This is a genomic window from Thermomicrobiales bacterium (assembly GCA_041390825.1).
Classification (GTDB): Bacteria; Chloroflexota; Chloroflexia; order Thermomicrobiales; family UBA6265; genus JAMLHN01.
Genome location: JAWKPF010000036.1, coordinates 19,467 through 42,615, shown reverse-complemented (window position 1 = coordinate 42,615; position 23,149 = coordinate 19,467). Strand labels below are relative to the sequence as shown.

Genomic DNA, 23,149 nt, shown 5'->3' with positions numbered 1-23,149 from the left:
AATGAGGATGTTGACGTCCAGGAGGTAGACAGTCAATCCAGGAAATCCTCGAGATCGAGCTCTTCCTGGAGTTGCTTAACGAACTCAAACGTGACCGGCTCAGAATGTGTCGGTGGAATTTGCGGGATACCGTGCCAAGACGGCCATTCTTTTCGGTACAGCAGTGATTGCTGCAGCAATCGCGCTGTGAGCAACCCGATGGGTATGTCGTGCTCACGCGCATACGCGATGATCTCTGCGCGAGTTGGTTCGTCGATCGCGAGCGGAGAGCCCAGGTTGTCATCGGCCTCGACAGCGTTCAGAAGTCCGGTAAGCGTTTCGAGCGTGACCTCAGTGCCAGACTCGAGATAGACCTGGGGCAATCCACTCGGAAGCCGTGCAGGACCCAGATCACCATGATTACGGTGGGAGTCATTTGAGTGAGCACTGGAAGCGGCCGAGGGTTTTCCGAGCCCCTCGCGAACGAACGCGGCAGCCAATTCATTTGTGGACGTTCCGACATCGCGCGCTCGCTCGATGAGCTCACGCATGAGATCTTCGTCAAAATGGATGATCGTTTGCATTCATACACTGTCCTGGCGCCGTTCATGGATACGCTGAACCGATCATACGCCGAGTGTCCACAGCATCTCTACACTCCGGAAGCGCAACCTAAAAGTTGCATATCTGAGAGGTCGCTGGTACGATGATACGCAACTCATGAGTTGCGTATTGTTCGTCGTTCACCACAAGGACCAGACACCATGACCGTGACCATTCAGGATGCTGTCGAGCGCCAGCTCGTCATACCCGTCGCGCGCCAGCGCGTCTGGGATGCGATTACCAATCCCGATCAGATCGCGCAATGGTTCTGCCAGGACGCCGCGCTGACGCTCGAACCGGGAGCGCCGATTCTGTTCACCTGGGAGCAGTATGGATCTACCCGCGGCAGGGTCGAGGTCGTCGAGCCCCCGGCGCGGTTCGCGTTTCGCTGGGTGCCCATCGCGGATCCCGATCCCTCGATTCCATTCGATCAGACGCCGAGCACGCTGGTCGAGTTCTTCCTGGAGGAGACACCAGAGGGTACGCGCCTGACCGTGCGTGAATCGGGCTTCTCCAACCTGCCGGAAGCCGACCGTGAGCGCGCGCTGCGTGACAACACCGAGGGGTGGATCGAAGAGACCACCCACCTGCTCGACTTTCTCGTGGCGGAGGAGGCTCGCTGATGATCGCGCCGGTTTCCGCACCGACCCGGGATCCGAGCCAGGTTTTTCTTGCGCTCGCCGATCCAACCCGCCGGAAGATGATCGAGCAGCTCTCTGTGCTGGGACCGGTCACGATCACCCAGCTCACCGAGGTCTTCCCGATCACGCGTCAGGCGGTGACCAAGCATCTCGACACCCTGCACGACGCGGGGCTGGTGGAAACCGAGCGTCGTGGCCGGGAGCGGATCGTGACCTTCCGCCCCGAGCCGCTGCGCGAGGCGACCGATTGGGTCGCCGCGGTCGAAGCCCGTTGGGATCGCCGGCTGGCTGCGTTGGCGCAGTTCCTGGCGTCCGAATCCGAAGCTTTATAAGGAGAAGCCACATGACTGTATCTGTTCAGGACACCATCGAGCGCAGCATCGTACTGCCGAATCCCCGCGCCCGCGTTTGGGAAGCGTTGACCACGCCGGAGCAGGTTTCGGCCTGGTTCCAGGGGATTTGGGAGTTCGAGCTGAAACCGGGCGCGCCGATCCACTTCGATTTTGGTCCCCCGTACGGCGTTCATCGTGGGCGGGTGGAAGTCGTGGAACCAATGGACCGGGTGGTCTATCTCTGGACCCATGAGGGGCGGGATTGGGACGGGGCGATCCCGATCGACGATGTGCCGACCACGTTGATCGAATTCACACTGGCCGACGAGGGTGATGGCACCCGGTTGACCGTGATCGAATCCGGTTTCGCCGCGCTCCCGCCGGAGATTCGCGAACGTTCCCTGCTCGACAACACCGAAGGATGGGAAGAGCAGATGGGCAATATCGAGCGATACCTGAAATCGGAATAGACCAACCCACCGGAATCTCAGGATGCAAGCAAGACGTCCGTGCTCCCGGGCTGGAGAGCACGGACGTCTCGTGTGGGCGAGCTACCCGATCCGGACGGCGCCCCAGTAGCGGGGGGCGTAGTAGGAGGAGTAGATGCTGTCGATCGTCACGCCGGATTCGTAGTTCTCGGCGTGGATGATCATGCCGTCGCCGATGTAGATCGCGGCGTGCGAGATGCCGGCGCGATACGTGTTCTGGAAGAAGATGATGTCGCCCGGCTGCCACGCGCCATAGTCGACGAAGTATCCCGCCGAATAGGGTTGCGCCTCGACCGCGTGCGAGATCCAGATGCCGGTCGCCAAACCGACGACGTACTGCGTGAATCCTGAGCAGTCGAACCCGCCCGGACCGGCGCCGGCTGCGACATAGGGATAGCCGAGATACGACATCGCGATGCTCACGATGGTGGGTCCGACGGCCGGAGCGGCCAGGATTTCACCATACGGAAGCGCGTCTGGGTCGACCGCGGCCGGGGCAAAACCAATGACGGTTCCGCCGTCTGCTCCTCCGACGGGAATCATGCGCGTGGGGACCAGATAGGACGGAGACTTGGTGGAGGCGTCCGAGGATGGACTTGGGGCGGTAATGACGGGGAGTTCACGGGCGAGCGCTGGAAGCGCGGAGGAGAGCAGCAGGGTCGATCCTGCTGCAACGGCAACGATTGCACGACGTGCATGCTGCAACATGCGACGCCGCGCCTCGGCGCGGTGAGCCATCTATTCGGTTCCTTCCCTCTTCGTAGGACAACGGGCCGGACGAAAATGCGGATCGTCCGGATGACCCCCGCGGGGCCCTACGACGGTCGACGCTGACTGCAATCGCCCCCCGGCAATTGCCAGCCTGTCAGCGTTTGTCGATACGTCTCATCATCGAAATCGCTGCGTAGATACGCCGAATGGACGACTGCAACGTCAATTCGCTACGTTCGACCCGACATGATGAGGTAAGCATCGTAGCATGCGACAACATCGGCGAACAAGGGCGATATCCAGATTCGTGAAATTCCTCACAGAATCGCCTCAGGTTTCTCCCGATGTTGCCGAATGACGAATCCGAGCCATTGGGATGGGTACGGTACAATCGGTGCCTGGCAGACAGCCGTGATGTGGCCGCTGATTTGGCGGTCTGGCAGTTACGAGGGAGACGAGTTCGGATGGCGTACCGGTTTACGCTGGAAACTCCGCTGGCATACTCATCCGAAGCGGAAATCGCCATCACCAAGGCTCCGGCCACGCAGATCGTGACCAACCGCACCTCCTTTGCCGGTGGGTGGGACGAGCCTCGCACTGCGCTCACCGTCTCTGCCCCCGATCTTCGGGTCATCGGCACGCTGTTCGACTGGCTGAATACCGTCGAGCCCAAGCCGGATCTGCGCTTCGTCTTCTATAGCGGCCGCCGGGTTCACCTGGCCGACTATGACGAGGGGTCGCTCATTGCCGCGATTCGGCACGATCAGCCGTGGGTCGATCATTCGATTCCCAAGATCGGCGATCACATTGCCCAGCCATGGATTGGCCCGGAAGCAAGCCGTGGCCAAGCAATCGTCAACGCCGCCATCGCGGGAGATAGGGAAGCATTCATGGAAGAGTCGATCGTCGTCGTCGAAGAACCACGCGTCGTCATCGAGTCGGTCAATTACATGGCCATCAATGTGACCGACCTCCCGAAAGCCGAGAAGTTTTACAACGACCTGCTGGGGCTCGAGGTCGTGGCGCGCACCAAGTCGGACGAGATGGGCGCCTACCGCTTGCTGCCGGCCGATTACGATCCGGTGACCGCGGTGATGAACGACGAAATGGCAGACGATGCCTTTCTGCGCAATGGCGCGTTGCTGATCGCGTTGCACCGGGTGGGTCGCGGGGCGCGGGTCGAGCGCACGCTGGTGGACCGGGTTTCGATCCGCGTCGACGGCGAGACGTTCAACCGGTTGCGCGGCCAGGCGCTGATGCGGAACTACGAGAGCCTGGGTGGCGGGCAGACCTATTTTGCCTTCCGCGATCCCTATGGTGTGCCCTGGGAGGTCACCATGGCCGGCGCGCTGCCGGAGGTGATCTACACCTCGCTCAGCGAAGTGCTCTCCGATGCTCGATGACTATCAGGATCTGATCGACGAGCTGCTGGGCACGCCGGCGCTGGTCCGCACCCTCTTCCTCAATACCGAGAGCGGGCCGTCTGAAAAGGCGGTGATCGCCGTGTCGGCGTTGCACGAGCGGGACAAGACCGTGCTCGAACGGTTGCAGCGGTTGCAGCGCGAATCGTCGCCTCCCTGGTTCAAGACCCTGCCGGGCCTGGACGACGCGCTGAAGAGCGCCCCGGTTCCTGACGATCTGGATGCCTTTCTGAATGAGTTCGACACCGCCCGCGGCGATCTGGTCTCCCTCCTGATGAACCTCACCCTCAAGGACTGGGAACGCATTGCGACCGACGACGTCGAGGGCGAAATCTCCCTGGCCGAAGAGGTCGAGCGGCACGTCGAGTTCGACGAAGCGATCCGGGCGCGGATATAGGGGCTGGAGGCCGAAGGCCGGAGTCCGGAGTCCGGAGCCCGGAGTCCAGGGTCCAGAGCCCTGAGACGATTGGGGAATCGTTGCGGTTGCGCTCCTGCGCGGTGGTCGGCTGTGCCTTGCGTCCGCTTTGCCGTCGAGTTCGGATCGGTTCCTGCTATTTCCATGAATGCCCAGCTGCGGGAGTGGCTGACACGAAATTGACACACCGTGCGCGCACTCCGTGATTCGAATGCGATGGCATGCGGCGCACACTCGAGTCGAACATCCTTGGGGGAGCGGAGGCATTGGCCTGGATGCAGCCGTTCCTCATTTCGACAGCGGGCATTCAGGCGGCGTGGACTGTCTGGTTGTTCCGGCATTCAAGTGGGGCGTGCATGACCGGGTTTACCCGGGCACGAGGCGGTCGGAACGGCGGTGGGCGCGATGCGCTCGCCGCCGTTCCACTATTGCCATGTTTTCGCAACTCCGCGCTTCTCGGTGCGACGGTCTGTGCAGTCCGAATCGCTAGACTAGAAGCGACGGCGCGGTCGGCAGCGCGGCTTTTTCTCGAGCTGACGAATGGAAGGACGACATCCGGCGGCTATGACGGCTTCTCAGTTCGATCCAAAGATGCTGCTCGATCCCGGTATGTATCCGTGGCCGGTGGATGAGGCGCGCCTGATCGAGACGCATATCTCCTGGGTCTATCTGGCCGGGGAGCGAGTGGTCAAACTGAAGCGGCCGGTCGAGCTTGGGTTCGTCGATTTTCGCGATCCGGCCAAACGCAAGCAGGCGTGCGAGGACGAGGTTCGGCTCAATCGCCGTCTCACGACCGATGTCTATCTGGGTGTCGTGCCGGTGACGGAGGCCGGGGTCGATGCGCCGGGCGAGCCGATCGAGTGGGCGGTGGTGATGCGGCGCCTGGACGCCGAGCGGATGTTGGACGCTCTCTTGCGGGAGGGGAAGGCGCCGGACGATCTGGCCGATCGGTTGGCGGATCGGTTGATTCCGTTTCATGCCTCACTCTCGTCATCCCGAGGGGTGCCCTGCCCTGAAGGACAGGGCTACAAGAAGCCAAGGCTCTCCGAGCCTGAGCCGAATGCCTCAAGCGACCATCCTGCGTGTCCCCAGGATTCCCAAACCTATCTGGCCGTCCTGACCGATAACCTCGATCAGGTGGCCAGCGTCGCATCTGACATTTTGGGAGCTGCCCAACTCGGACTGGTCGAACGGTCGATGCGCGGGTTCATGACCGAGCAACGGGAGTTGTTGCATGCGCGCTTCGACACCTGGCTGTGCGAGGGCCACGGCGATCTGCGATGCGAGCATATTTGCCTCGAACCAGACGCCATGCAGATCTACGACTGTGTCGAATTCGAGATTGCCATTCGGTGCGCCGATGTGGCCAGCGATCTTGCGTTTCTGGTCATGGATCTGCGGCGGCTGAGTGCGGGCGAGGTGGGCGACGACCTGTTGGCGCGCTATCAGGAGGCCGGAGTCGAGCTGCCGGGGCCGGTGGTCGATCTCTATGCGGCGCACCGTGCGCTGGTTCGGGCGAAAGTCGCGGCGCTGGAGCGCTCGGGACGCGATGCGGACACCGACCGCGCACGTGCCTTCGAAGCGGCGAGCTATCTCGATATCGCTACCTCGTTCGCCTGTCCTATCCAGCCGATGCTGGTGCTCGTCTCGGGCTTGAGCGGCAGCGGAAAATCGACCGTGGCGGCGGCGATCGCGCGGGCGACCAACGGCATCGTGCTCAGTTCGGATGAAGCGCGCAAGGAGTTGGCCGGGTTGCAGCTGACCGATTCGGCCACGAGCGAGTGGCATCAGGGAATCTACACGCGTGAATGGACCGCGCGGACGTACGACCGATTGCTGGAACGCGCGGTCGAGACGATCGAACGTGGGCGGACAGCGGTTGTGGATGCGACCTTTCTGGACAATGCGCAACGGGAGCGGTTTGCCGAGGCGGTTTCGGTTCGGGGGACGGGTGTTCGGGGAGCACTCGCTGCGGCGAGGAGATCCCTCGGCTTCGCTCGGGATGACGATGCGGGACTCGCTGCGGCGAGGAGATCCCTCGACGTCGCTCGGGATGACGAGGGGGGGCTCGCTGCGGCGAGGGGATCCCTCGACGTCGCTCGGGATGACGAAGGGGGGAGAGATGACGGACGTGGGGGATGTCCCGTCGTCGTCGTCGTCTGGACCGAATTGGATGACGCCACTGCCCGAACGCGCATCGAGCGGCGGGCGCGCGAGCGGCAGACAGCCTCCGATGCGACGTTCGAGATTCGTGAACGACAGATCGCCGAACTTGCCGAACGTCCGGTGCGGGTTCCCGACGGCGCAATTGGGGTAACGATCGACACGGGCGGGGACGGGCCACCGTCGCTCGATCCGTTCTTTGCGGCCTTGGAGACCGCGGGGCTGATCGGGATGTTGCCCGGGGAGATGCGCCATGCCTGAGCGTACGGTGCTGACGGTCAATACCGGTTCGTCCAGCCTGAAAGCCGCGGTTTTCGACGCGGACGAGCTGGCCGACCGGCACATGACGGCGCTGGTGGAGCACATCGGGCACGCATCCGCATTGCGTGTGACCAGCGGAGCGGGGGATACGCTGGCGAACGAACCGGTGACAGCCAGGGATCATGGCGAGGCGCTCGCCGCGTTGCTCGATTGGATGAGGCGCAACGGCGAGATCGATCCGCTGGTCGCCATTGGGCATCGCCTGGTGCATGGCGGTCCCAACTATTCCGCGCCGCAGTTGATCGATGACGCAATGGTGGCCGCCATCGAGCAGTTGATCCCGTTCGCGCCGAATCATCTCCCGCAAGCGCTCGCGGCCATCGCCACCACCCGGAACACCTTCCCCGATCTGCCGCAGGCGGCCTGTTTCGACACCGCCTTTCACCGCACCATGCCGCCCGTCGCGCAGCGCTATCCCTTGCCGCCCGAGTTCGAGCGGGATGGCGTCATCCGCTACGGGTTTCATGGCTTGAGTTACGCCTCGATCGTGGAGCAGCTTGGCGACGACCTGCCGCCGCGTGCCATCGTGGCGCATCTGGGCAATGGCGCCAGCATGGCCGCGCTGCGGAAGGGGAAGAGCGTCGACACCACCATGGGATTCACCCCGCTCGGCGGTTTGATGATGGGTACGCGCGCGGGCGATCTCGACCCTGGGCTGATGCTCTATCTTCTGCAACAAACCGGCCGGAGCATTGACGAGGTGGCCGATCTGGTGACCAATCAGGCCGGGTTGCGCGGAGTGTCGCAACGCTCCGCCGACATGAAAACCCTGCTCGATCACGAAGCCGACGATGCCCAGACCGCCATTGCGCTCGAACTCTATGTCTACCTGGCGCGCAAGCAGCTGGGAGCGTTGCTGGCGGTGCTGGGGGGAATCGATCTGCTGGTCTTTACCGGCGGCATCGGCGAGCACGCGGCCGAGATTCGGGAGCGGATCTGCCGCGATTTCGCCTATGCCGGGATCACAATCGATCCGGAGAAGAACAAATCGAACTCGGAACGGTCAAGAGATCCCTCGGCGTCGCTCGGGATGACGAGCTTTACTGTGAGGAAAATAGGTACGGAAATTTCGTATGACGATGCTCCTGTGCGCGTCATGGTGCTCCCGTCCGACGAGGAGCGCATGATCGCGCGGGATACGATAACGCTCATTCAACGGGAGGGAACAGCATGAACTACGTCTTCGATCCCGATCTTTCCTCGGTCGTCGCCACCGAGGAAGCGCCGCCACCCGCTCCCGAAGCGGACGGTCCGCTGTCGCCCGAGCTGCTGGACAAGATGCTGCGCTACTGGCAGGCGTCCAACTATCTGACCGTGGGGCAGATCTATCTGCAAGCGAACCCGTTGCTGCGCGAGCCGCTGGCAATCGAGCAGATCAAACCGCGCCTGCTGGGCCACTGGGGCACCTCGCCGGGGTTGAATCTTGTCTACGTGCAGCTCAACCGTCTGATCAAGGAACGCGATGTCGACGCCATCTACCTGGCTGGTCCCGGACACGGGGGTCCGGCCATTGTGGCGCAGGTCTACCTGGAAGGGACCTATTCCGAGATCTATCCCGCGGTCTCCGAAGACGAGGCCGGGATGCGCCAGCTCTTCCGCCAGTTCTCGACACCGGGTGGAATTCCCAGTCATGTCAGCGTGCCAACCCCCGGATCGATTCATGAGGGCGGCGAGCTCGGCTATGTGCTGAGTCACGCCTTCGGGGCGGCGTTCGACAATCCCGATCTGCTGGTGGCGGCGGTGATCGGCGATGGCGAGGCGGAAACCGCTCCGCTGACCGGTGGATGGCAAGGCGTCTCTTTCCTGAACCCGGCGCGCGACGGCGCGGTGCTCCCGATCCTCCATCTCAACGGGTACAAGATCGCCAATCCCACCGTCATGAGCCGCATGGCCGACGAAGACATCCGCGCTCTGATCGGCGGGCATGGCTACGAGGTGCGGTTCGTTTGCGGTGACGATCCTGCCGCGGTTTTCCAACAGTTCGCGGCCACGCTCGATTGGGCGCACGACACGATTCGCGCGATCCAGACGGAAGCGCGCACGCACGGCTTCCAGGGGCAACCCCGCTGGCCGGCCATCGTCTTGCGCACACCCAAAGGGTGGACCGGTCCCGATGTGGTCGATGGCATCCCCGTTTCGGGCACCTTCCGCTCGCATCAGGTGCCGCTTTCGGGCGTGAAGCAGGATCCGGCGCATTTGCAGATTCTGGAAAAGTGGCTCCGCAGCTACAACCCGGACGAGCTCTTCGATCGCGCTGGCAAACTCGTGCCGGAGCTGGCCGAGCTGGCTCCCACGGGTGACCGGCGCATGGGCGCGAATCCCCATGCCAACGGCGGCAAGCTGCTGGTCGATCTGAAGCTGCCCGATCCGCACCTGTTCGAGCTGCCGATCGCAGCTCCCGGTGGAAGCTGGCACGAAAACACGCGCCCCTTCGGGACATTCCTGCGCGATGTCTTCACGCTGAACGCGGACGAGAAGAACTTCCGCATCTTCTCACCGGATGAGCTGACCTCGAACCGCCTGGGCGATGTGCTCCAGGTGGAGAATCGCTGCTGGGTGGGCGAGCGGATCGATATCGACGATCACCTCAGCCCCGACGGCCGTGTGATGGAAATCCTGAGCGAGCACAACTGCGAAGGGTGGCTGGAGGCCTACACCCTCACCGGGCGGCATGGGCTCTTCCCCACCTACGAATCGTTCGCGATGGTGGCGGCGTCGATGATCGTGCAGCATTCGAAATGGCTGCAGGAAGCCGCCGAGCTTCCCTGGCGCGAGCCGATCTCCTCGCTCAACATCTTGCTCACCTCGACCGCCTGGCGCAACGACCACAACGGCTTTAGTCACCAGGGACCGGGGTTGATCGATGTCATGCTCTCCAAGAAGGGCGCGGTGTCACGCATCTACCTGCCGCCCGACGCCAACACGCTCCTCTCGGTCGGCGAGCATTGCCTGCAATCGCGCAACTACGTGAATCTGATCGTGATCGACAAGCAGCCGCACCTGCAGTACCTGACATTGGACGAAGCGGAGCAGCATTGCATCGATGGCGCGTCGATCTGGCATTGGGCCGGCAACGAAGGGGATCTCGAGCCCGATGTGGTGCTGGCAGCGGCGGGCGACGTGCCAACCCAGGAGATTCTGGCGGCCGCGGAATGGTTGCGGCACAAGGTTCCGGAACTCACGGTGCGCGTGGTCAATGTGGTCGACCTGATGTGTCTCTTCATTCCGCAGAGCCATCCGCATGGCATGGACCAGACGCGTTTCGTCGATCTGTTCACCGCCGATAAACCGGTGGTCTTCGCGTTCCATGGGTATCAGCGCGCCATCCACGAGATCGTTCATGGCCGGGTGAACCCGCAGCGGTTCCATGTGCGCGGGTTCAACGAGGAAGGCACCACCACCACCCCATTCGACATGGTGGTGCTGAACTCCATGAGCCGGTACCACCTGGCCGCGCTCGCTCTGAAACGGGTGCCGCGCTTCCGCCAGCGGGCCGACGCGCTCATTGCCGAACTCGAGCATGAGATCAAGAAAGCCGTGGCGTATTCGCGCGAGCATTTCGAGGATCCGCCGGAAATCGCGAACTGGACATGGACCGGGTAGCGGCGGGGCCCCTACCCCCGCGGTCGTCGTTGCAGGCCTTGTATCCGTCTCCGTAGTGGCGGGACCCGTGCCCGCCAGCGGCCGCAGGCCGCCATTGCGTTGCAAATCGACAACGTTTCGGACCGGCAAATCGGTTGTTTGGCGACCCCGTTATCGCGCTGGGGCGCGATTGGCGGCCACGGGCGCCGCCACTTCGACTCCTCGACCAAGTACTCTCATCACGACACGACCGGTCGCGATCATACCGAACGAGGAGCGCATGACATGGCATTCAATGTGAAAAAGCGGGGCAAGCTGACCTACTACTACGACGGCGATCGTCCGGTGCTCTCGGCGCTGGTCACCGAGGAGCAACCGGACGGCGACCTGAAGCTCTATTTCGCCGGACTCACGGGCGGCTATTCGGCCAAGAACGTGCTCGGTCTCGACGAACTGGTCACCATGGATCCGCACAAGGAGATCCCGCTCGTCTTCCAATGCTGGGAGAAATGGCTGCGCGAGGCCGGGATCGCCGATTCGCTGAAGCAGATCGACTTCATCGAGGTGCACGCGTTCGGCTGCCAGCCGAAGAGTCCGAACCCGCTGGTCGACCCGGTCGGGTTCGCCGCCGAGCAAGACCGCCTGCGCAAGGAATATGCCGAAGCCTATTCCGCCTTCTTCGCCGACAACCTGCCAGACAACGGAGTTCCCTGCCGGTTCACCGTGCACCTCACCGACGTGCCCGACAAGGCGGCGTCGTACGAGTTTTATTCGGTTGGTCTTTACCAAAAGGCATTGCAGGGTAGATGAGCGAAATGACGGCGATGGAGCGGCTGGCCGGGGGGCTGGTGGTCTCGTGTCAGGCGCGGGAAGGCAATCCGCTCGCTGGGCCGGTCTTCATGGCGGCGATGGCCGCGGCCGCGGTGGCGGGCGGGGCGGCCGGGATTCGCGCCGACGGGGTCGCCGATATCAGCGCCATTCGTGCTGCAGTTGGCCCGGAGATCCCCATCATGGGGATCTCCAAGCTGAAGCTGCCAGACGGCGGGCTTTTCATCACGCCAACGGGCGAAAGCGCGCGCGCGATCATCGCGGCCGGGGCCAATCTGGTCGCGTTGGAATCGACCACGCGCGAGCGCCCGGGCGGAGAAACCCTTGCGCAGGTCGTCGAGGCCATCCATGACGCAGGCGCGTTTGCCATGGCCGATTGCGGCACGATCGCGGACGCGCGTGCCGCGGTCGCAGCCGGGGTCGATGCCGTTGGCACCACCATGAGCGGTTACGTTGGCGGCCCGAAACAGGAGGGGCCCGATTTCGCGCTCATCGAACAGATGGTCGCCGAGCTTTCCGTTCCGATTTTCGCCGAAGGCCGTTACTGGACGCGGGAAGACGCGCGTCGAGCGCTCGATTGCGGGGCTTCGTTTGTCGTCGTCGGCACGGCCATCACGAATCCGCAAGCGATTACGGAACGCTTCGTCGCGGCATTGCGATAGGAGAGGGGTCCAGCGTCCAGTGTCCAGTGTCCAGTGCACGGATTCAAACCGCTGGACCCTGGACTCTGGACTCTGGACCAATGTCGAACCACGCGCATCAGCGCAGGCAAGGGGGAACACCAGGCGTGAGCAAAGCCTACGAACGGTATTTCGAACGACTTCGCGGCTTGATCGATGAGGTCGAACAGCAAGGCCCGCAGATCGAAGCGGCCGCCGCGCTGATGGCGGACTCGATCGCCAACGGCGGCATCGTGCATGTCTTCGGCAGCGGGCATTCGCACATGATGGCGGAAGAGGTCTTCTACCGCGCCGGTGGGCTTTGGGCGTTCAACGCCATGCTCGATATCAATCTGACCAGCTTCGGCACCCTGCGGGCGGGGATGGTCGAGCGCACCGAGGGGTACGCCAAGGTGGTGCTCGATTCGTTCGATGTGCGTGCTGGCGAGGTGGTGGTGATCGTCAGCAACTCCGGGATCAATCCGGTGCCGATCGAGCTGGCGATGGAAGCCAGGGAGCGTGGAGCGGCAACGATTGCCCTGACTTCGGCTGAACATTACGGCAATGCCGTATCGCGCCATTCCTCCGGCAAGAAGCTGATCGATGTGGTCGATCTCGTGGTCGATAGCCGCGTGCCCGTGGGTGACGGCATTCTCATGCTGGACGGCATGGATACCGCCGTCGCGGCGTCCTCCACCGTGCTCGGGGCGGCACTGATGAATGCCATCGTGGCGCAGGTAGCCGAAACGATGCTGGCCGCCGGGAACACGCCACCGGTGATCGTGAGCATGAATGTCCCGGGCGGCGACGAGCGCAACCGCGCGTTCCAGGACGAGTACGGTCCGCGCCTGACACTGTTCAAGGGCTGACCCGGTGGAACCCGACGCCTTGCTGCTCGCTATCGATGGTGGTCAAACCGCCACCAAGTCGCTGCTCGCGCGCGCCGATGGGACCGTGCTGGCCAGTGGCATCGGTGGTCCGTCCGACCATTTTCACATCGAGGGCGGGGTGGAAAAGAACCGGCGCGCAATCCTGGGGGCCGCGAACGATGTGCTGGAGAAGACCGGTATCGATCCGGCGCGTATCGTCGCGGTCGGCGTCGGTCACACGGGATTGCCCACTGGCAGCCGCGCGCCGGAGGTGGCGGTGCGTATCGTGCGCGAACGGCTGTCTCCACGCGAGGTTTCGGTCTTTCCCGACTACGTCACCAATCTCGCGGGCGCATCGGGTGGGCAACCCGGGGTGGTGCTCATCGCGGGAGGCGGCGCCATCGGCTACGGGGTGACGGTCGATGGAAAGGAAGCCATCTCGGGTGGGTTCGGGTATCTCCTGGGCGATGAAGGCAGCGCGTTCGATATCGGCTTGCGCGCCATCGCCGCCGCCTGTCGTGGAGCCGACCTGCGCGATCAGCCGACGGCGCTGACCGAGATCGTTCTCCGGTATTTCGACGTTGCGCAAACGCGGGACTTGCCTCCGATTGTGTATGCGGCCGGGTTCTCACGCGAGCGAATCTCGTTGCTGTCACCGAAGGTCGTGGACGCGGCGAACGCCGGTGATGCCGCCGCCGTCGAAATCATTCGATCCTCCGGCAGGGAACTGGCGCGGTTGGCGCTGGGGGTAATGCGGCAGCTCTATGCGCCAGGGACGCCCGCGCCGGTCTATCAGACCGGGGGTGTCTTCTCGGCGGGCCCGATCTTGATGGATCCGTTTCGGGACTTTCTCAGGCAGGCATGGCCCACTGCCGAGCCGCGCGAGCCACGGTTCCCACCAGCGGCCGGAGCTTTGTTCCTGGCTGCGCAATCGGTGGGGATCGAGGTCGATGACGCCTGGTTGGCCAATGTGGCCGCCAGCCTTGCCGCGATCCGATCGGCATGAGCCGCGGGTGGGTGTGCGGGGCGGCCCAGGTTCCGTTTCCAGTGCCAGCCGGCACGCCAATGGAGGGGTATGCGGCCCGGCCCGGTCCCGCGCTCGGCACACTCGATGAGCTGACCATCGGCGCATTGTCGTTGGAAGCAGGTGATGGCCGGTTGGTGCTGGTCGCGGCCGATTTGGCCGCGGTCGACAGCGCCTTGGTCGATGAAGTTGCCGCGGCTGCCGGGGTGCATCGGTCCGAACTGGTGCTGTGCGCGTCGCACACACACAGCGGACCGGCCGGGGTCATTTCCCGGTTGCACCCGAGCGAACCCGATAGCCTGAACCCGGCGTTGCGGGGCGCATTCATTCGCGCGGCCGTTACGGCTATTGCCAGCGCGCGATCGCGTGCCGAGCCGGTCGAGCTGCTGTTCGGTCGAGCGGAGACGAGCGGGCTTGCGGCCAATCGCAACCGCGCCGACGGCCCGTGCGACCCACATGTTTCGATCCTCGCGACCCGCAACCGCGCGGGGCGTCTCACTTCGCTGCTGGCCCATTTCGCCTGCCATCCCACGATCCTCAGCGCGGAAAACCGGCTCGTCTCCGCGGACTTTCCAGGGGCGTTCCGCCGTGCGCTGGAGCCAGTGCTGTCCGAGGATGCCTTGGCTCCGGTCGTTCTCTTCGTGAACGGCGCGGCGGGGGACGTGAGCACGCGGTTCACGCGGCTATCCCAGGATAGCGATGAGGTGGAGCGCGTTGGCGCCGGATTGGCCAACGCCGCCAGGTCGGCGCTCGAAATCGCCCGTCCGCTCGATCCCGTTCTCGCGTTCGCCCAGAAGGCAGCAGCGTTGCGACCGCGCGGACTGGAGCATCTACCCGCGGCGCCTTCGGGCGTCGTTGCCCACGGTCAGGACTGCGCGGCAACACGGCGCATCGCGGAAACCCGGGCGCAAGGCGCGATGCTGCTCGAACGGCTCGCGCAGGCTGGGCCGGACGCCATTCAGCGCACATGCGCCATTCCGGCGTGGCGGCTGGGCGATCTGCGGATCGTGGCCATTCCCGGCGAACTGTTTGCATCTCTTGGGGAGCGGATCGTTCGATCCTCGCCCGATCCCGTGCTCGTGTTTGGCTATGCCAACGGATATGTCGGCTATCTGGTGGACGAAGCCGCCGACGCTGCCGGAACCTACGAAGCGCTCGCCAGTCCCTTCGCTCCTGGCGCCGGCGACGAACTGGCGGGAGTGGCGCTTGCCGCCCTGAACGCGCTCGCTTCCGAAGCAGAATTGTGACGCTGCCTACGCCCGAACTGCCGTTACTCGGCGACAGGCGTGCCCGATTCGACGACCTCGAGGGAAGTCGAGACACCGCCAGCCAGTGACACCGAGACGTTGATTTTGTCGTTCAGGATGCCGGTATCTTCTGTGAACGTGGCGGTGCCCGAGACGCCCGAATCGCCGACCGGTTCCAGACCGATGATCAACCGGTCGTGTTGCCAGAAGTGGTCGGCTTTTTCCACCACGCCGCCAACAGCGCCACAAGCCACCACGCCACCGGTGGCGGCATCGTGCACCACCACCGAAACGGTGCGGCCGCCCAGGAGACCGCCCAGGTTCATGTCGTCCAGCACGCCTTCGCCATACAACGCCGGTGTGACGCCGAGCGCGCCGCTTGGCTCTTCGCCGCCACCCCAGGGGGCCAGCGTGCCCGGACCCGTTCCCGCATAGCCGGAACCGCTCAGCTCGAACGCCTGTTGGCCGCTGAGCTGCGCGCAATCACCCTGATAGATGGAAAAGTTGCTGACTTCGACGATCTCGGACACGAGCGCCGGCGGCACAGAACGTCGTGTCGCGCTGCCATCGTGCAGGTCGACCGCCACCGGCAACAGGCGCAGCTCGCCATTGGCCGCGCTGCCGATCAGATAGAGACTGTAGACCGTGTCGCCGACAAACGTGATTTCTTCCAGGTGCAATGTGGTGAAATCGCCCTCGCTGGTGGAGAGTTGCACCCGATAGGTTCCGGCGACCTGTTGCAGATAGTCGGAGACATCCTGGAAGGCCAGACGCGCGCCCACCCGTTCGGCAATATCGCCGCCGATGAGGACAGCATCGATCGAGGGCGCATCCGCCACCCCATTGACGGCGCGGATACGCGTGTTGCCGACGGGCACGTCCGTATTGGGAGCGAGCGGCGCGAGATCGACAGGGGAGACGAGGAGTTGGGGATCGGCGGCGGTTCCGACTGCGGCGAACTCATAGGCGATGCCCGCCTCGATCTGTTCGTCGGTGAGCGTGAACAGACTGGATGCGAACGCTTGCTCAGCCGGAACGAGATCGAAGGTGTAGTCGCCGGCTGGCAACGAGAAATAGCCGCTGACATCCCCGAAGGTCAGATCGTCGACCGCTTTGAGCCCATCGATATAGAGATCGAGCGCGATGTCGCCGTCGAGCGCGTTGATGAAGATCACGCAACCATCGTCTGGCGAACCGACGCCGAGCAATGTGCCGCAATCGCTGGGAGCCGCCGGCGACGCCTCGGGCGATCCGCTCGCGATCGGTGTGGCGTTCTGCGCCAGCGTTCCGGTGATCGTGACAAGCGCGAGCGCCAGCGCCGCTACAACTCCAGGGAAACGCGCGCGAATCGTCATAGGGGTCCTTCCCGTCTTTCGTCGAGCGGAATACGAAACCGGTCGAGTGCTAGTACGATCGCCGGCGTTGCGCGCGGCTGGAAAACCAGTGGATCAGCCAGCCAATCGCCAACCCGATCAGCAGGAACGCGACCATGATGAGCGACAGCGGAACCGACGAGGTGCGAAACACCCAGTCGATCTCGACCCGCTCGAAATTGCGGATGATGAAGACGGTGGCGGTCACCACCAACACGATCAGCACGATCCAGCGAACCACTCGGTAGCCGGTGCCCACCGTCTGCTTGGCGCGTTGCGAGACAGGCGGTTTCGGGGGCATTTGCCCACCGGGCACGGCCGGAGAGTTGTTCGATTGATCGCTCACTGGGAACCGTCCTGTTTCTCGTCGTTGGCCGGATGCGGATGCACATGCGGATGGCGCGGTTGCCAGCCGATCTCGTTCTTGTGCTTGCGGTCGCGAATCACCGCGCGGACGGATTCTCCCCGTTCGATCGGGAGATATGCAAGCTCGTCCCGCAACACGAGATCGTAGATCGATTCGTCCACCGCGCCCGGCGAGCGCATCAACTCGTGCTCGATCGCGGCCGCCCGGGCGATCACCTGGGAAGCCACGGGAGTCGTGATCATGAGCATACCAGCGATCAGGATCACCCGGGCGATGATCTCCCAATCGTTGGTCACGATCGACGCCATCGTGAATCCGATGGTGCCGAGAAAGACTGCTTTGCTGGCGGCGTGCAGCTTGGTGTACACGTCCGGCATGCGAATGATGCCGATAACCCCCAGCGTCATGATGACCACGCCCATGACCACGAGCGTGTCGGCCAGGTATGGACCCAGATTGCCCAACCGGTCAGAGAGCATCAGAAAATCTCCCCCTCACTGTGATAGCGGGCTGCGGCAATTGTCGCCAGGAAAGAGAGGAGCGAAAGCACCAGCGCGGCATCGAGGTAGTACCCCACCCGGCGCGAATCGGAGTAGAGGATCAACAGGGCGATCAGCAACAACGTCACCATGTCCAGCGCCAGCACCCGCGTCAGTGACGAGCGGGCCCGCACCACGGTCAGCAGACAGACGCAGATCAGCACCGCCATCCACAGCGCCGCTCCGCGAAAAACGAGCTCATGCATACGCGCCTCCAGGTTTGACAGTCGGCAGTTGCCAGTCGTCGGCTGCTGGCGACTGCCGACTGGCGCCCGATGACTGACTGCCGATGCCTCGCATCATGGGAAGACCTTTCGTTGATAGCGGTCATAGAGTTCCTGCATGTCGGCGCGGATCTGGTCGGGGTCGCTCGCGTCCATCACATGCACCAGCATCAAATTCCGGCCCCAGTCGATATCGAGCAGGATGGAGCCTGGCGCCAGGGAGGTGGTGATTCCGGTCACGATGACGCCGAGCTTGCTCCGTTCGCCGATCGGCACGGCCACGATACCTGGATGCTCCAGTTTGCGGATCCCGATCACGATGGCCGCCACACGCACCGATCCGATCAGGATCTCCCAGATGGTGATGCCGGCAAAGGGAATGAAGTGGATCATCCGGCTGGGAAGCGAGGGGAGCTCGCGGCCTGACTTGCCAGGTATGCCAGGCACCGCATCATGGAAAAGCGCCAGCACGATCGAACCGAGAATCGCGCCGATCAGCATGTCCCAGGGATCGTAGCTGGCGAGCGTCAGGCAAAAGACGGCCGCCAGCAGGATGACGATGAACGCCGCGCGGATCATGGCGACGTCACCGCAAACTGGCCCGCCTGATCGCTCACCCAGAGAACCGGCTCAGGCCAAATGCCGATCAGCAAGGTAATCACCGCCAGCACCACCACCACCGCGCGCACCGAGGTCGGACTCGCCACTGCGTGGGCCGAGTCCCCGGCATCTGGCGTCCAGAAGCGGCGTTGGTAGATCTGGAACATGTAGACGAACGAGAGCACGCTACCAGCGACCACCAGCGCGATGACGACCCAGTTGTCCTCCTCCGCTGCGACCCGGAAGAGTCCGGCCTTCCCCAGGAAACCACCGGCCGGGGGCACCCCGGCCACACTGAACGCACCCACCGCGAAGGCAAACCCGGTCAACCAGCCGCGCAGATTCTCGGTCAGGAAGAGCAATGTCTTGTTGACCGCGTTGACGATAGCGAAGAGGACCGCCGCGCTGAAACCGAGCGGCCCGCCGATGGCAAGCGCGACCAGGATGAAGCCAACCTGGCCGATCGACGAATAGGCCACCACTTCCGCCACCGACCGGCGCGAGAGCGCCTGCAACGATCCGTAGAGAATCGAGATGACCCCCAGCGCGAAGAACATCGGGGCGGCCGTCTCCAATTCGTCTGGCAACATGCCGCCGCCCCAGCGCAACAGGCCGTAGGTGCCGATGTTTGCCACAGCCCCGCTCAGGATGGCGGCCACCGCCGGTCGGGTGCCGGTATAGACCGCGGGCAGCCAGAAGTGGAAGGGGAAGATGCCAAGCTTGATGCCGAAGGCCGTGAAGATGAGCACCGCGCTGAGAATGACCGACTCGGGAGCGAGCACCGCAACCCGCTGGGCGATACCCGCCATGTCGAGCCGGCCCGTTTGGTGATAGAGCGCGGCAATGCCCATCAGGAAAAAGGCCGAGCCGAGCAGATTCACAATTGCGAAGATCGTGGCCGAGCGGAGCTGGCGTCCCTCGTCGCCGTAGCCGGTAAGGACATAGGACGAGATCATGGCGATCTCGAAAAAGACATAGAAGTTGAATGCGTCCGCGGTCAGGAAAACCCCGGTGAGCCCGGCGCCCAGCAGCAAGACAAGGGCCGGGAACGACTGCGAGCGCACCCCATTGCAGACTTCGAAGATCAGGGCGGCCAGCAGCACGCCCAGCGAGAGCAACGCGAAGGTGACGCCCAGCATATCGGCCCGCAGACCGATGCCGACACCGGCGTTCCAATCGCCCGCGATCATCTGTTGCGGCCCCTCGTCGCGCACCTGATCGGCGAGCGCCACCAGCGCCGCGATGGCCGCGATCAGCGCCGCCACGGCCAGCCAGCCGACTCGCTTGCGCCGCCCGTCCAGAATCGCGACGCAGACCCCCGCGATCCAGAGTATCCCCAGCCCCAGCACGATCAACATGGAACGGCTCCGGTGTTGTCAGCAGGCAGCAGGCGGCACGCGGCATGCAGCATGACGGCGCCGCGGATCGGCGCGTTCACTCGCCACCTCCGTACTGCGTGCTGCCTGCCGCCTGCCGCGTGCGTTCGTCGTCCACCTCTCGGTCCTGGAGGACCTCGATGCCGGGTTCGGGCGGAACTTGTTCTTCTTCGAGCTGGACCAGGCGTTCCTCGAAGTCGGAAATGTGCTCGATGTCGACCGAGCGATGCGCCACATACACGCGGTAGATGAGGCTGATGAGGAGCGCCGAAACCCCAAAGCTGATGACGATGGCGGTGAGCACCATGGCTTGCACCACCGGATCGCTGATTGCTTCCCCAGGAATCAGGGGATAGATCGGCTCGGTGCCTCGGCTGAGCCCGGAAGACATGATGAAGAGGTTCACCGAGTGGGAGATCAGGATCGTGCCGCCCACGACCTTGATGAAGTCATGCTGCAGCAGCAGATAGCTGCCAGCCGCGAAGAGCAACCCGATGGCGAGCGAGACGATCAGCGTCATGAGCGCCGCTCCCGGCGGGTGGCATGCGCCAGCAGATCGAAGATACCGACGCACACGCCCATCACCAGCAGGAACACGCCGATATCGAAGAGGAACGGTGTGGTCAGCTCCAGCGCGCCGATGTGCATCGCATCCCTGTCGGGGCCAGGGTAGTGGGTCATAATCGGCTCCCCGCGCAGGACGGGAAAGAACGCCGTGGCGAGCGCCAGCAGCAAACCGATCATGGCAGTTTGGCGCGCATAGCGCACCGGGCGCATCGTTTCCGCGGTTTCGGTGCCGTAGGTGACATACACCATGATCACGCCCAGCGCGGCAATCACCCCCGCGCTGAAACCATCGCCGGAATCGGAGTAGCCCTTGATCAGGATAGCGAAGGCAACCATCCAGGTCGGTACGAGCAACAGGCGAGCGGCCTGCTTGGCCATGCCGTTGTTCATCGCAACCGCCTCCGCCGAATGAAGGTGGCGATGCCGAGGAAGGCAATGCCGATCACGGTGATCTCTCCCATGGTGTCGAGTCCGCGGAAGTCGGCCAGGATGACCGTCACGATGGCGTCGCCATGAGCTTCCGGGGTGAGATCGACGTATTCCTCCAGGATGCTGTCGACCGGGGCCGGACGGGAGAGCACGCCCCACGCCACCAGGAATGCCAACAACCCGCCGAAGGCCGCCAACACCGAATCGCGCACCCGGTGAGTATGCGCCGCTTCCTGTGGCTCATCCGAGGGGACGACATCGGCATGCTCCACGTTGCGTGGGAGCAGAGCCAGAAAGGCGAAGAAGAGGAGGCCGAAGAGGGTCTCCACCAGCACCGCCACCAATGCCACATCGGGCGCCCGCAACAGGGCGAACACCACCGAGATCGCGAACCCAACCCCGGAAAGCGCGAGCGCCATGGAGAAGTGATCACGCGGGAATGCCGCCGCCACGCCGGCAATGCTCGCTACCGCCACCATCATGATCAGCGGCCAATCGTCCCGATGCACATTGCCCATGCGAAACGAGTTGTCGGCATTGGTGAAGATGAGCGTGATCACCACCATCAGCGCCGCCGGGGCAAGCACCGTGGCTACGCGGCTGCGCAGGTCGCGCACTTCGATCCAGTGAATCCGGTCGGACAGATTGTTGAGATTCAGCACACCGGCGCGGTAGACCCGTTCCGGACCAAAGCGCGCGCCAAAGAGCTCGGCCACCTCGACTGTGTCGAACCAGATGCGGCGTGTCAGGAAAAGCACCAACCCGATGCCAATGGCGGCAATCGCCATACCGTTCTCGATGGTCCAGTGCAGGTGATAGGCAGGATGGAGCGCATCGTCGCTTTGCAGGGCGACTTGTCCGGCTCTGGATGCAACCCTGGCGAACGGTTCGGGCCAGATGCCGCCGATGAGTGAGAGCGCGCCGAGCGCGGCAATGGGCGCCACCAGCGTGAAGGAGACCGGCCGCGGCGCTCCGATCTCCGGTCCGCAGAAGATTCCCCACCAGAACCGCGCCAGATAGCAGAAGGTCATGGACGCGGCCACGACCGCGATGATCTGCATGGCGCGGCCATGGTGCGCGGCGGCTTCGAAGAAATATTCGTCCTTGAAGAACCCCATGGTCAGCGGGATCGCCGCCAGCGACGCGGCGGAGATGCCGCTGGCAACCGCCAGGAGCGGCATGGTGCGGCGCAGGCCGCCTGTTTGGCTGAGCTCACGCGCGCCGGTCGCTTCGGTGACTGTTCCGGCAGTCAGGAAGAGGGCGCTCTTGCCCAGCCCGTGCGCAATGATGGCGAACATCGCCCCAAAGACACCGGCTTTCCCCCCAAGCCCGAACATGGTTACGATATAACCGTATTGCGCGATCGTGGAATAGGCGAGCAATTGCTTCATGTTGTCACGTGTGAGCGCGAGGATGCCCCCGGTCAACATCGAGGCCACGCCGACCACGATCAGCAGGTCGAGCATCCACTCCCGCAGCGCGATGAGCGGATAGAACCGCCCGATCAGGAAGACGCCGGCCGCCACCATGGCCGCCGAATGGAGATAGGCGGAAACGGGCGTGGGCGCGGCCATGGCGCGCGGCAACCAGAAGTGCAGGGGAACCTGGGCGCTTTTTGCCAGCGCGGCAATGAGGATCAGCACCAGGGCAATGTCGGATTCATCGTTGGGCACGATGTCGCGGATCAGGACCGGAAGCTGAAACGAGCCGAATTCGGCATCGAGCATCAACGCGCCGATCAGGAAACCGACCGCGCTGATGCCGGTCACGATGAGCGCTGTGAAGGCTGAGATGCGCGCTTCGCGCTTTTGCGTATCGAAGCCGATCAGGTAGTACGAAGCGATGGCCGTCAAATCCCAGAAGAGGAAGATCAGCATCAAGTCCTGCGCCATGACCAGGCCAGTCATGGCGCCCATAAAGAGGAGGATGAACGCGAAGAAGCGCGTTTGGTCGGCGTCTGGCCGGTGCTCGTGATGGAGATGGAGCGGGATATAGCCGCTGGCGTAGACGACCACGAGCAGCCCGATCCCGGTAGCCAGCAGGGCGAACAGCACCGCGAGGCCATCGGCTTCGAAGTGGAGCCGCATCCCCCAGGCGGGGGCCCACTCCTTGTCGATGGCCGGGCCGGGGCGAGCAGCATTGTAGAGCGCGGCCAGGAACGCGATGGCCGTGGTGACGATGGCGACCGGTCGGGTGAGTGACGGGCGCGCGGTCCCGAACGCCGCGGTCAACGGGGCGGCAATGAGAGCAGCCAGCAGCAGGGCAAGCGTGGCGTTCATTTGGTACGCAAGAAACGCCGGTTCACCCGGGACTCCTCTGCCGGTGGACCTTCCTGACGGTTGACCAGTCTATCAGTTGCCAGTAGGCAGTCGTCGGTTGTCAGAAGGCAGT

At 63.8% G+C, this 23,149-nt stretch carries 24 protein-coding genes; 13 read left to right on the top strand and 11 right to left on the bottom strand.

Features of this window, described 5'->3' with window-relative positions:
* Positions 1-32: 32 nt before the first annotated feature.
* The gene (locus tag R2855_16785) at positions 33-563 is read right to left on the bottom strand and encodes a hypothetical protein (protein MEZ4532652.1); all 531 of its coding nucleotides are present in this window, start codon (positions 561-563) and stop codon (positions 33-35) included.
* 180 nt (positions 564-743) lie between these two features.
* Between R2855_16785 and R2855_16780 the strand changes: the two genes are divergently transcribed.
* Genes R2855_16780 through R2855_16770 form a run of 3 tightly spaced genes read left to right on the top strand, consistent with a single transcriptional unit; the run spans position 744 to position 2,025 of the window.
* On the top strand, positions 744-1,205 hold the full coding sequence (locus R2855_16780; protein MEZ4532651.1) for an SRPBCC family protein: 462 nt from the start codon (positions 744-746) through the stop codon (positions 1,203-1,205).
* A complete protein-coding gene (locus tag R2855_16775) occupies positions 1,205-1,555 on the top strand; it encodes a metalloregulator ArsR/SmtB family transcription factor (protein MEZ4532650.1) in 351 nt (116 codons plus the stop codon). The genes R2855_16780 and R2855_16775 overlap by 1 nt, the downstream gene beginning before the upstream one ends.
* A gap of 11 nt (positions 1,556-1,566) precedes the next feature.
* Entirely contained in the window at positions 1,567-2,025 is a 459-nt protein-coding gene (locus tag R2855_16770) for an SRPBCC domain-containing protein (protein MEZ4532649.1), read from the top strand.
* An 81-nt stretch (positions 2,026-2,106) separates the two neighbouring features.
* On the opposite strand, the gene R2855_16765 is transcribed toward R2855_16770, so the two are convergent.
* Complete coding sequence (locus tag R2855_16765; protein MEZ4532648.1) at positions 2,107-2,781, bottom strand: C40 family peptidase; 675 nt, start codon at positions 2,779-2,781, stop codon at positions 2,107-2,109.
* Between the two features lie 437 nt (positions 2,782-3,218).
* Here R2855_16765 and R2855_16760 point away from each other — a divergent pair, with 437 nt between their 5' ends.
* The 10 genes from R2855_16760 to R2855_16715 all read left to right on the top strand — a co-directional run bounded on the left by R2855_16760 (position 3,219) and on the right by R2855_16715 (position 15,283).
* The gene (locus R2855_16760; protein ID MEZ4532647.1) at positions 3,219-4,157 is read left to right on the top strand and encodes a VOC family protein; all 939 of its coding nucleotides are present in this window, start codon (positions 3,219-3,221) and stop codon (positions 4,155-4,157) included.
* Positions 4,147-4,572 carry a hypothetical protein gene (locus R2855_16755; protein MEZ4532646.1) on the top strand — a complete coding sequence of 142 codons (426 nt, stop codon included), beginning with the start codon at positions 4,147-4,149 and terminating at the stop codon, positions 4,570-4,572. The genes R2855_16760 and R2855_16755 overlap by 11 nt, the downstream gene beginning before the upstream one ends.
* A 582-nt stretch (positions 4,573-5,154) precedes the next feature.
* Positions 5,155-7,014: an AAA family ATPase gene (locus R2855_16750; protein ID MEZ4532645.1), complete on the top strand. Its 1,860-nt coding sequence runs from the start codon at positions 5,155-5,157 to the stop codon at positions 7,012-7,014.
* A complete protein-coding gene (locus R2855_16745) occupies positions 7,007-8,248 on the top strand; it encodes an acetate/propionate family kinase (protein MEZ4532644.1) in 1,242 nt (413 codons plus the stop codon). The genes R2855_16750 and R2855_16745 overlap by 8 nt, the downstream gene beginning before the upstream one ends.
* A complete protein-coding gene (locus R2855_16740) occupies positions 8,245-10,677 on the top strand; it encodes a phosphoketolase family protein (protein ID MEZ4532643.1) in 2,433 nt (810 codons plus the stop codon). The genes R2855_16745 and R2855_16740 overlap by 4 nt, the downstream gene beginning before the upstream one ends.
* Before the next feature lie 264 nt (positions 10,678-10,941).
* Positions 10,942-11,466 carry a hypothetical protein gene (locus tag R2855_16735; protein MEZ4532642.1) on the top strand — a complete coding sequence of 175 codons (525 nt, stop codon included), beginning with the start codon at positions 10,942-10,944 and terminating at the stop codon, positions 11,464-11,466.
* A complete protein-coding gene (locus tag R2855_16730) occupies positions 11,463-12,146 on the top strand; it encodes a putative N-acetylmannosamine-6-phosphate 2-epimerase (GenBank protein MEZ4532641.1) in 684 nt (227 codons plus the stop codon). Before R2855_16735 ends, R2855_16730 begins: the two co-directional genes overlap by 4 nt.
* Positions 12,147-12,271: 125 nt before the next feature.
* Complete coding sequence (locus R2855_16725) at positions 12,272-13,012, top strand: SIS domain-containing protein (protein MEZ4532640.1); 741 nt, start codon at positions 12,272-12,274, stop codon at positions 13,010-13,012.
* Positions 13,013-13,016: 4 nt separating this feature from the next.
* Positions 13,017-14,018 (top strand): BadF/BadG/BcrA/BcrD ATPase family protein, encoded by a 1,002-nt coding sequence (locus R2855_16720; protein ID MEZ4532639.1) that lies wholly within the window; start codon positions 13,017-13,019, stop codon positions 14,016-14,018.
* A complete protein-coding gene (locus tag R2855_16715) occupies positions 14,015-15,283 on the top strand; it encodes a neutral/alkaline non-lysosomal ceramidase N-terminal domain-containing protein (protein MEZ4532638.1) in 1,269 nt (422 codons plus the stop codon). The genes R2855_16720 and R2855_16715 overlap by 4 nt, the downstream gene beginning before the upstream one ends.
* A 23-nt stretch (positions 15,284-15,306) precedes the next feature.
* Here R2855_16715 and R2855_16710 read toward each other — a convergent pair whose 3' ends face one another.
* The 9 genes from R2855_16710 to mbhE all read right to left on the bottom strand — a co-directional run bounded on the left by R2855_16710 (position 15,307) and on the right by mbhE (position 23,037).
* Positions 15,307-16,638 (bottom strand): DUF4397 domain-containing protein, encoded by a 1,332-nt coding sequence (locus tag R2855_16710; protein ID MEZ4532637.1) that lies wholly within the window; start codon positions 16,636-16,638, stop codon positions 15,307-15,309.
* Positions 16,639-16,687: 49 nt separating this feature from the next.
* Positions 16,688-17,002 carry a LapA family protein gene (locus R2855_16705; GenBank protein MEZ4532636.1) on the bottom strand — a complete coding sequence of 105 codons (315 nt, stop codon included), beginning with the start codon at positions 17,000-17,002 and terminating at the stop codon, positions 16,688-16,690.
* The gene (mnhG, locus tag R2855_16700; protein MEZ4532635.1) at positions 16,999-17,502 is read right to left on the bottom strand and encodes a monovalent cation/H(+) antiporter subunit G; all 504 of its coding nucleotides are present in this window, start codon (positions 17,500-17,502) and stop codon (positions 16,999-17,001) included. The genes R2855_16705 and mnhG overlap by 4 nt, the downstream gene beginning before the upstream one ends.
* Positions 17,502-17,768 (bottom strand): monovalent cation/H+ antiporter complex subunit F, encoded by a 267-nt coding sequence (locus R2855_16695; GenBank protein MEZ4532634.1) that lies wholly within the window; start codon positions 17,766-17,768, stop codon positions 17,502-17,504. The genes mnhG and R2855_16695 overlap by 1 nt, the downstream gene beginning before the upstream one ends.
* A 93-nt stretch (positions 17,769-17,861) precedes the next feature.
* A complete protein-coding gene (locus R2855_16690) occupies positions 17,862-18,365 on the bottom strand; it encodes a Na+/H+ antiporter subunit E (GenBank protein MEZ4532633.1) in 504 nt (167 codons plus the stop codon).
* Positions 18,362-19,744 (bottom strand): proton-conducting transporter membrane subunit, encoded by a 1,383-nt coding sequence (locus R2855_16685; protein ID MEZ4532632.1) that lies wholly within the window; start codon positions 19,742-19,744, stop codon positions 18,362-18,364. Before R2855_16685 ends, R2855_16690 begins: the two co-directional genes overlap by 4 nt.
* 76 nt (positions 19,745-19,820) lie before the next feature.
* The gene (locus R2855_16680) at positions 19,821-20,282 is read right to left on the bottom strand and encodes a sodium:proton antiporter (GenBank protein ID MEZ4532631.1); all 462 of its coding nucleotides are present in this window, start codon (positions 20,280-20,282) and stop codon (positions 19,821-19,823) included.
* A complete protein-coding gene (locus tag R2855_16675) occupies positions 20,279-20,719 on the bottom strand; it encodes an MnhB domain-containing protein (protein MEZ4532630.1) in 441 nt (146 codons plus the stop codon). Before R2855_16675 ends, R2855_16680 begins: the two co-directional genes overlap by 4 nt.
* Complete coding sequence (gene mbhE / locus R2855_16670; GenBank protein ID MEZ4532629.1) at positions 20,716-23,037, bottom strand: hydrogen gas-evolving membrane-bound hydrogenase subunit E; 2,322 nt, start codon at positions 23,035-23,037, stop codon at positions 20,716-20,718. Before mbhE ends, R2855_16675 begins: the two co-directional genes overlap by 4 nt.
* Positions 23,038-23,149: the final 112 nt, after the last annotated feature.

Coding starts and splice junctions, on each gene's coding strand:
- R2855_16740 (MEZ4532643.1), top strand. CDS start 8,245: ATGAACTACGTCTTCGATCCCGATCTTTCCTCGGTCGTCGCCACCGAG.
- R2855_16735 (MEZ4532642.1), top strand. CDS start 10,942: ATGGCATTCAATGTGAAAAAGCGGGGCAAGCTGACCTACTACTACGAC.
- R2855_16755 (MEZ4532646.1), top strand. CDS start 4,147: ATGCTCGATGACTATCAGGATCTGATCGACGAGCTGCTGGGCACGCCG.
- R2855_16695 (MEZ4532634.1), bottom strand. CDS start 17,768: ATGCATGAGCTCGTTTTTCGCGGAGCGGCGCTGTGGATGGCGGTGCTG.
- R2855_16690 (MEZ4532633.1), bottom strand. CDS start 18,365: ATGATCCGCGCGGCGTTCATCGTCATCCTGCTGGCGGCCGTCTTTTGC.
- R2855_16710 (MEZ4532637.1), bottom strand. CDS start 16,638: ATGACGATTCGCGCGCGTTTCCCTGGAGTTGTAGCGGCGCTGGCGCTC.
- R2855_16675 (MEZ4532630.1), bottom strand. CDS start 20,719: ATGAACAACGGCATGGCCAAGCAGGCCGCTCGCCTGTTGCTCGTACCG.
- R2855_16715 (MEZ4532638.1), top strand. CDS start 14,015: ATGAGCCGCGGGTGGGTGTGCGGGGCGGCCCAGGTTCCGTTTCCAGTG.
- R2855_16680 (MEZ4532631.1), bottom strand. CDS start 20,282: ATGACGCTGATCGTCTCGCTCGCCATCGGGTTGCTCTTCGCGGCTGGC.
- R2855_16785 (MEZ4532652.1), bottom strand. CDS start 563: ATGCAAACGATCATCCATTTTGACGAAGATCTCATGCGTGAGCTCATC.
- mnhG (MEZ4532635.1), bottom strand. CDS start 17,502: ATGCTCTCTGACCGGTTGGGCAATCTGGGTCCATACCTGGCCGACACG.
- R2855_16750 (MEZ4532645.1), top strand. CDS start 5,155: ATGACGGCTTCTCAGTTCGATCCAAAGATGCTGCTCGATCCCGGTATG.
- R2855_16765 (MEZ4532648.1), bottom strand. CDS start 2,781: ATGGCTCACCGCGCCGAGGCGCGGCGTCGCATGTTGCAGCATGCACGT.
- R2855_16685 (MEZ4532632.1), bottom strand. CDS start 19,744: ATGTTGATCGTGCTGGGGCTGGGGATACTCTGGATCGCGGGGGTCTGC.
- R2855_16770 (MEZ4532649.1), top strand. CDS start 1,567: ATGACTGTATCTGTTCAGGACACCATCGAGCGCAGCATCGTACTGCCG.
- mbhE (MEZ4532629.1), bottom strand. CDS start 23,037: ATGAACGCCACGCTTGCCCTGCTGCTGGCTGCTCTCATTGCCGCCCCG.
- R2855_16780 (MEZ4532651.1), top strand. CDS start 744: ATGACCGTGACCATTCAGGATGCTGTCGAGCGCCAGCTCGTCATACCC.
- R2855_16775 (MEZ4532650.1), top strand. CDS start 1,205: ATGATCGCGCCGGTTTCCGCACCGACCCGGGATCCGAGCCAGGTTTTT.
- R2855_16745 (MEZ4532644.1), top strand. CDS start 7,007: ATGCCTGAGCGTACGGTGCTGACGGTCAATACCGGTTCGTCCAGCCTG.
- R2855_16730 (MEZ4532641.1), top strand. CDS start 11,463: ATGAGCGAAATGACGGCGATGGAGCGGCTGGCCGGGGGGCTGGTGGTC.
- R2855_16760 (MEZ4532647.1), top strand. CDS start 3,219: ATGGCGTACCGGTTTACGCTGGAAACTCCGCTGGCATACTCATCCGAA.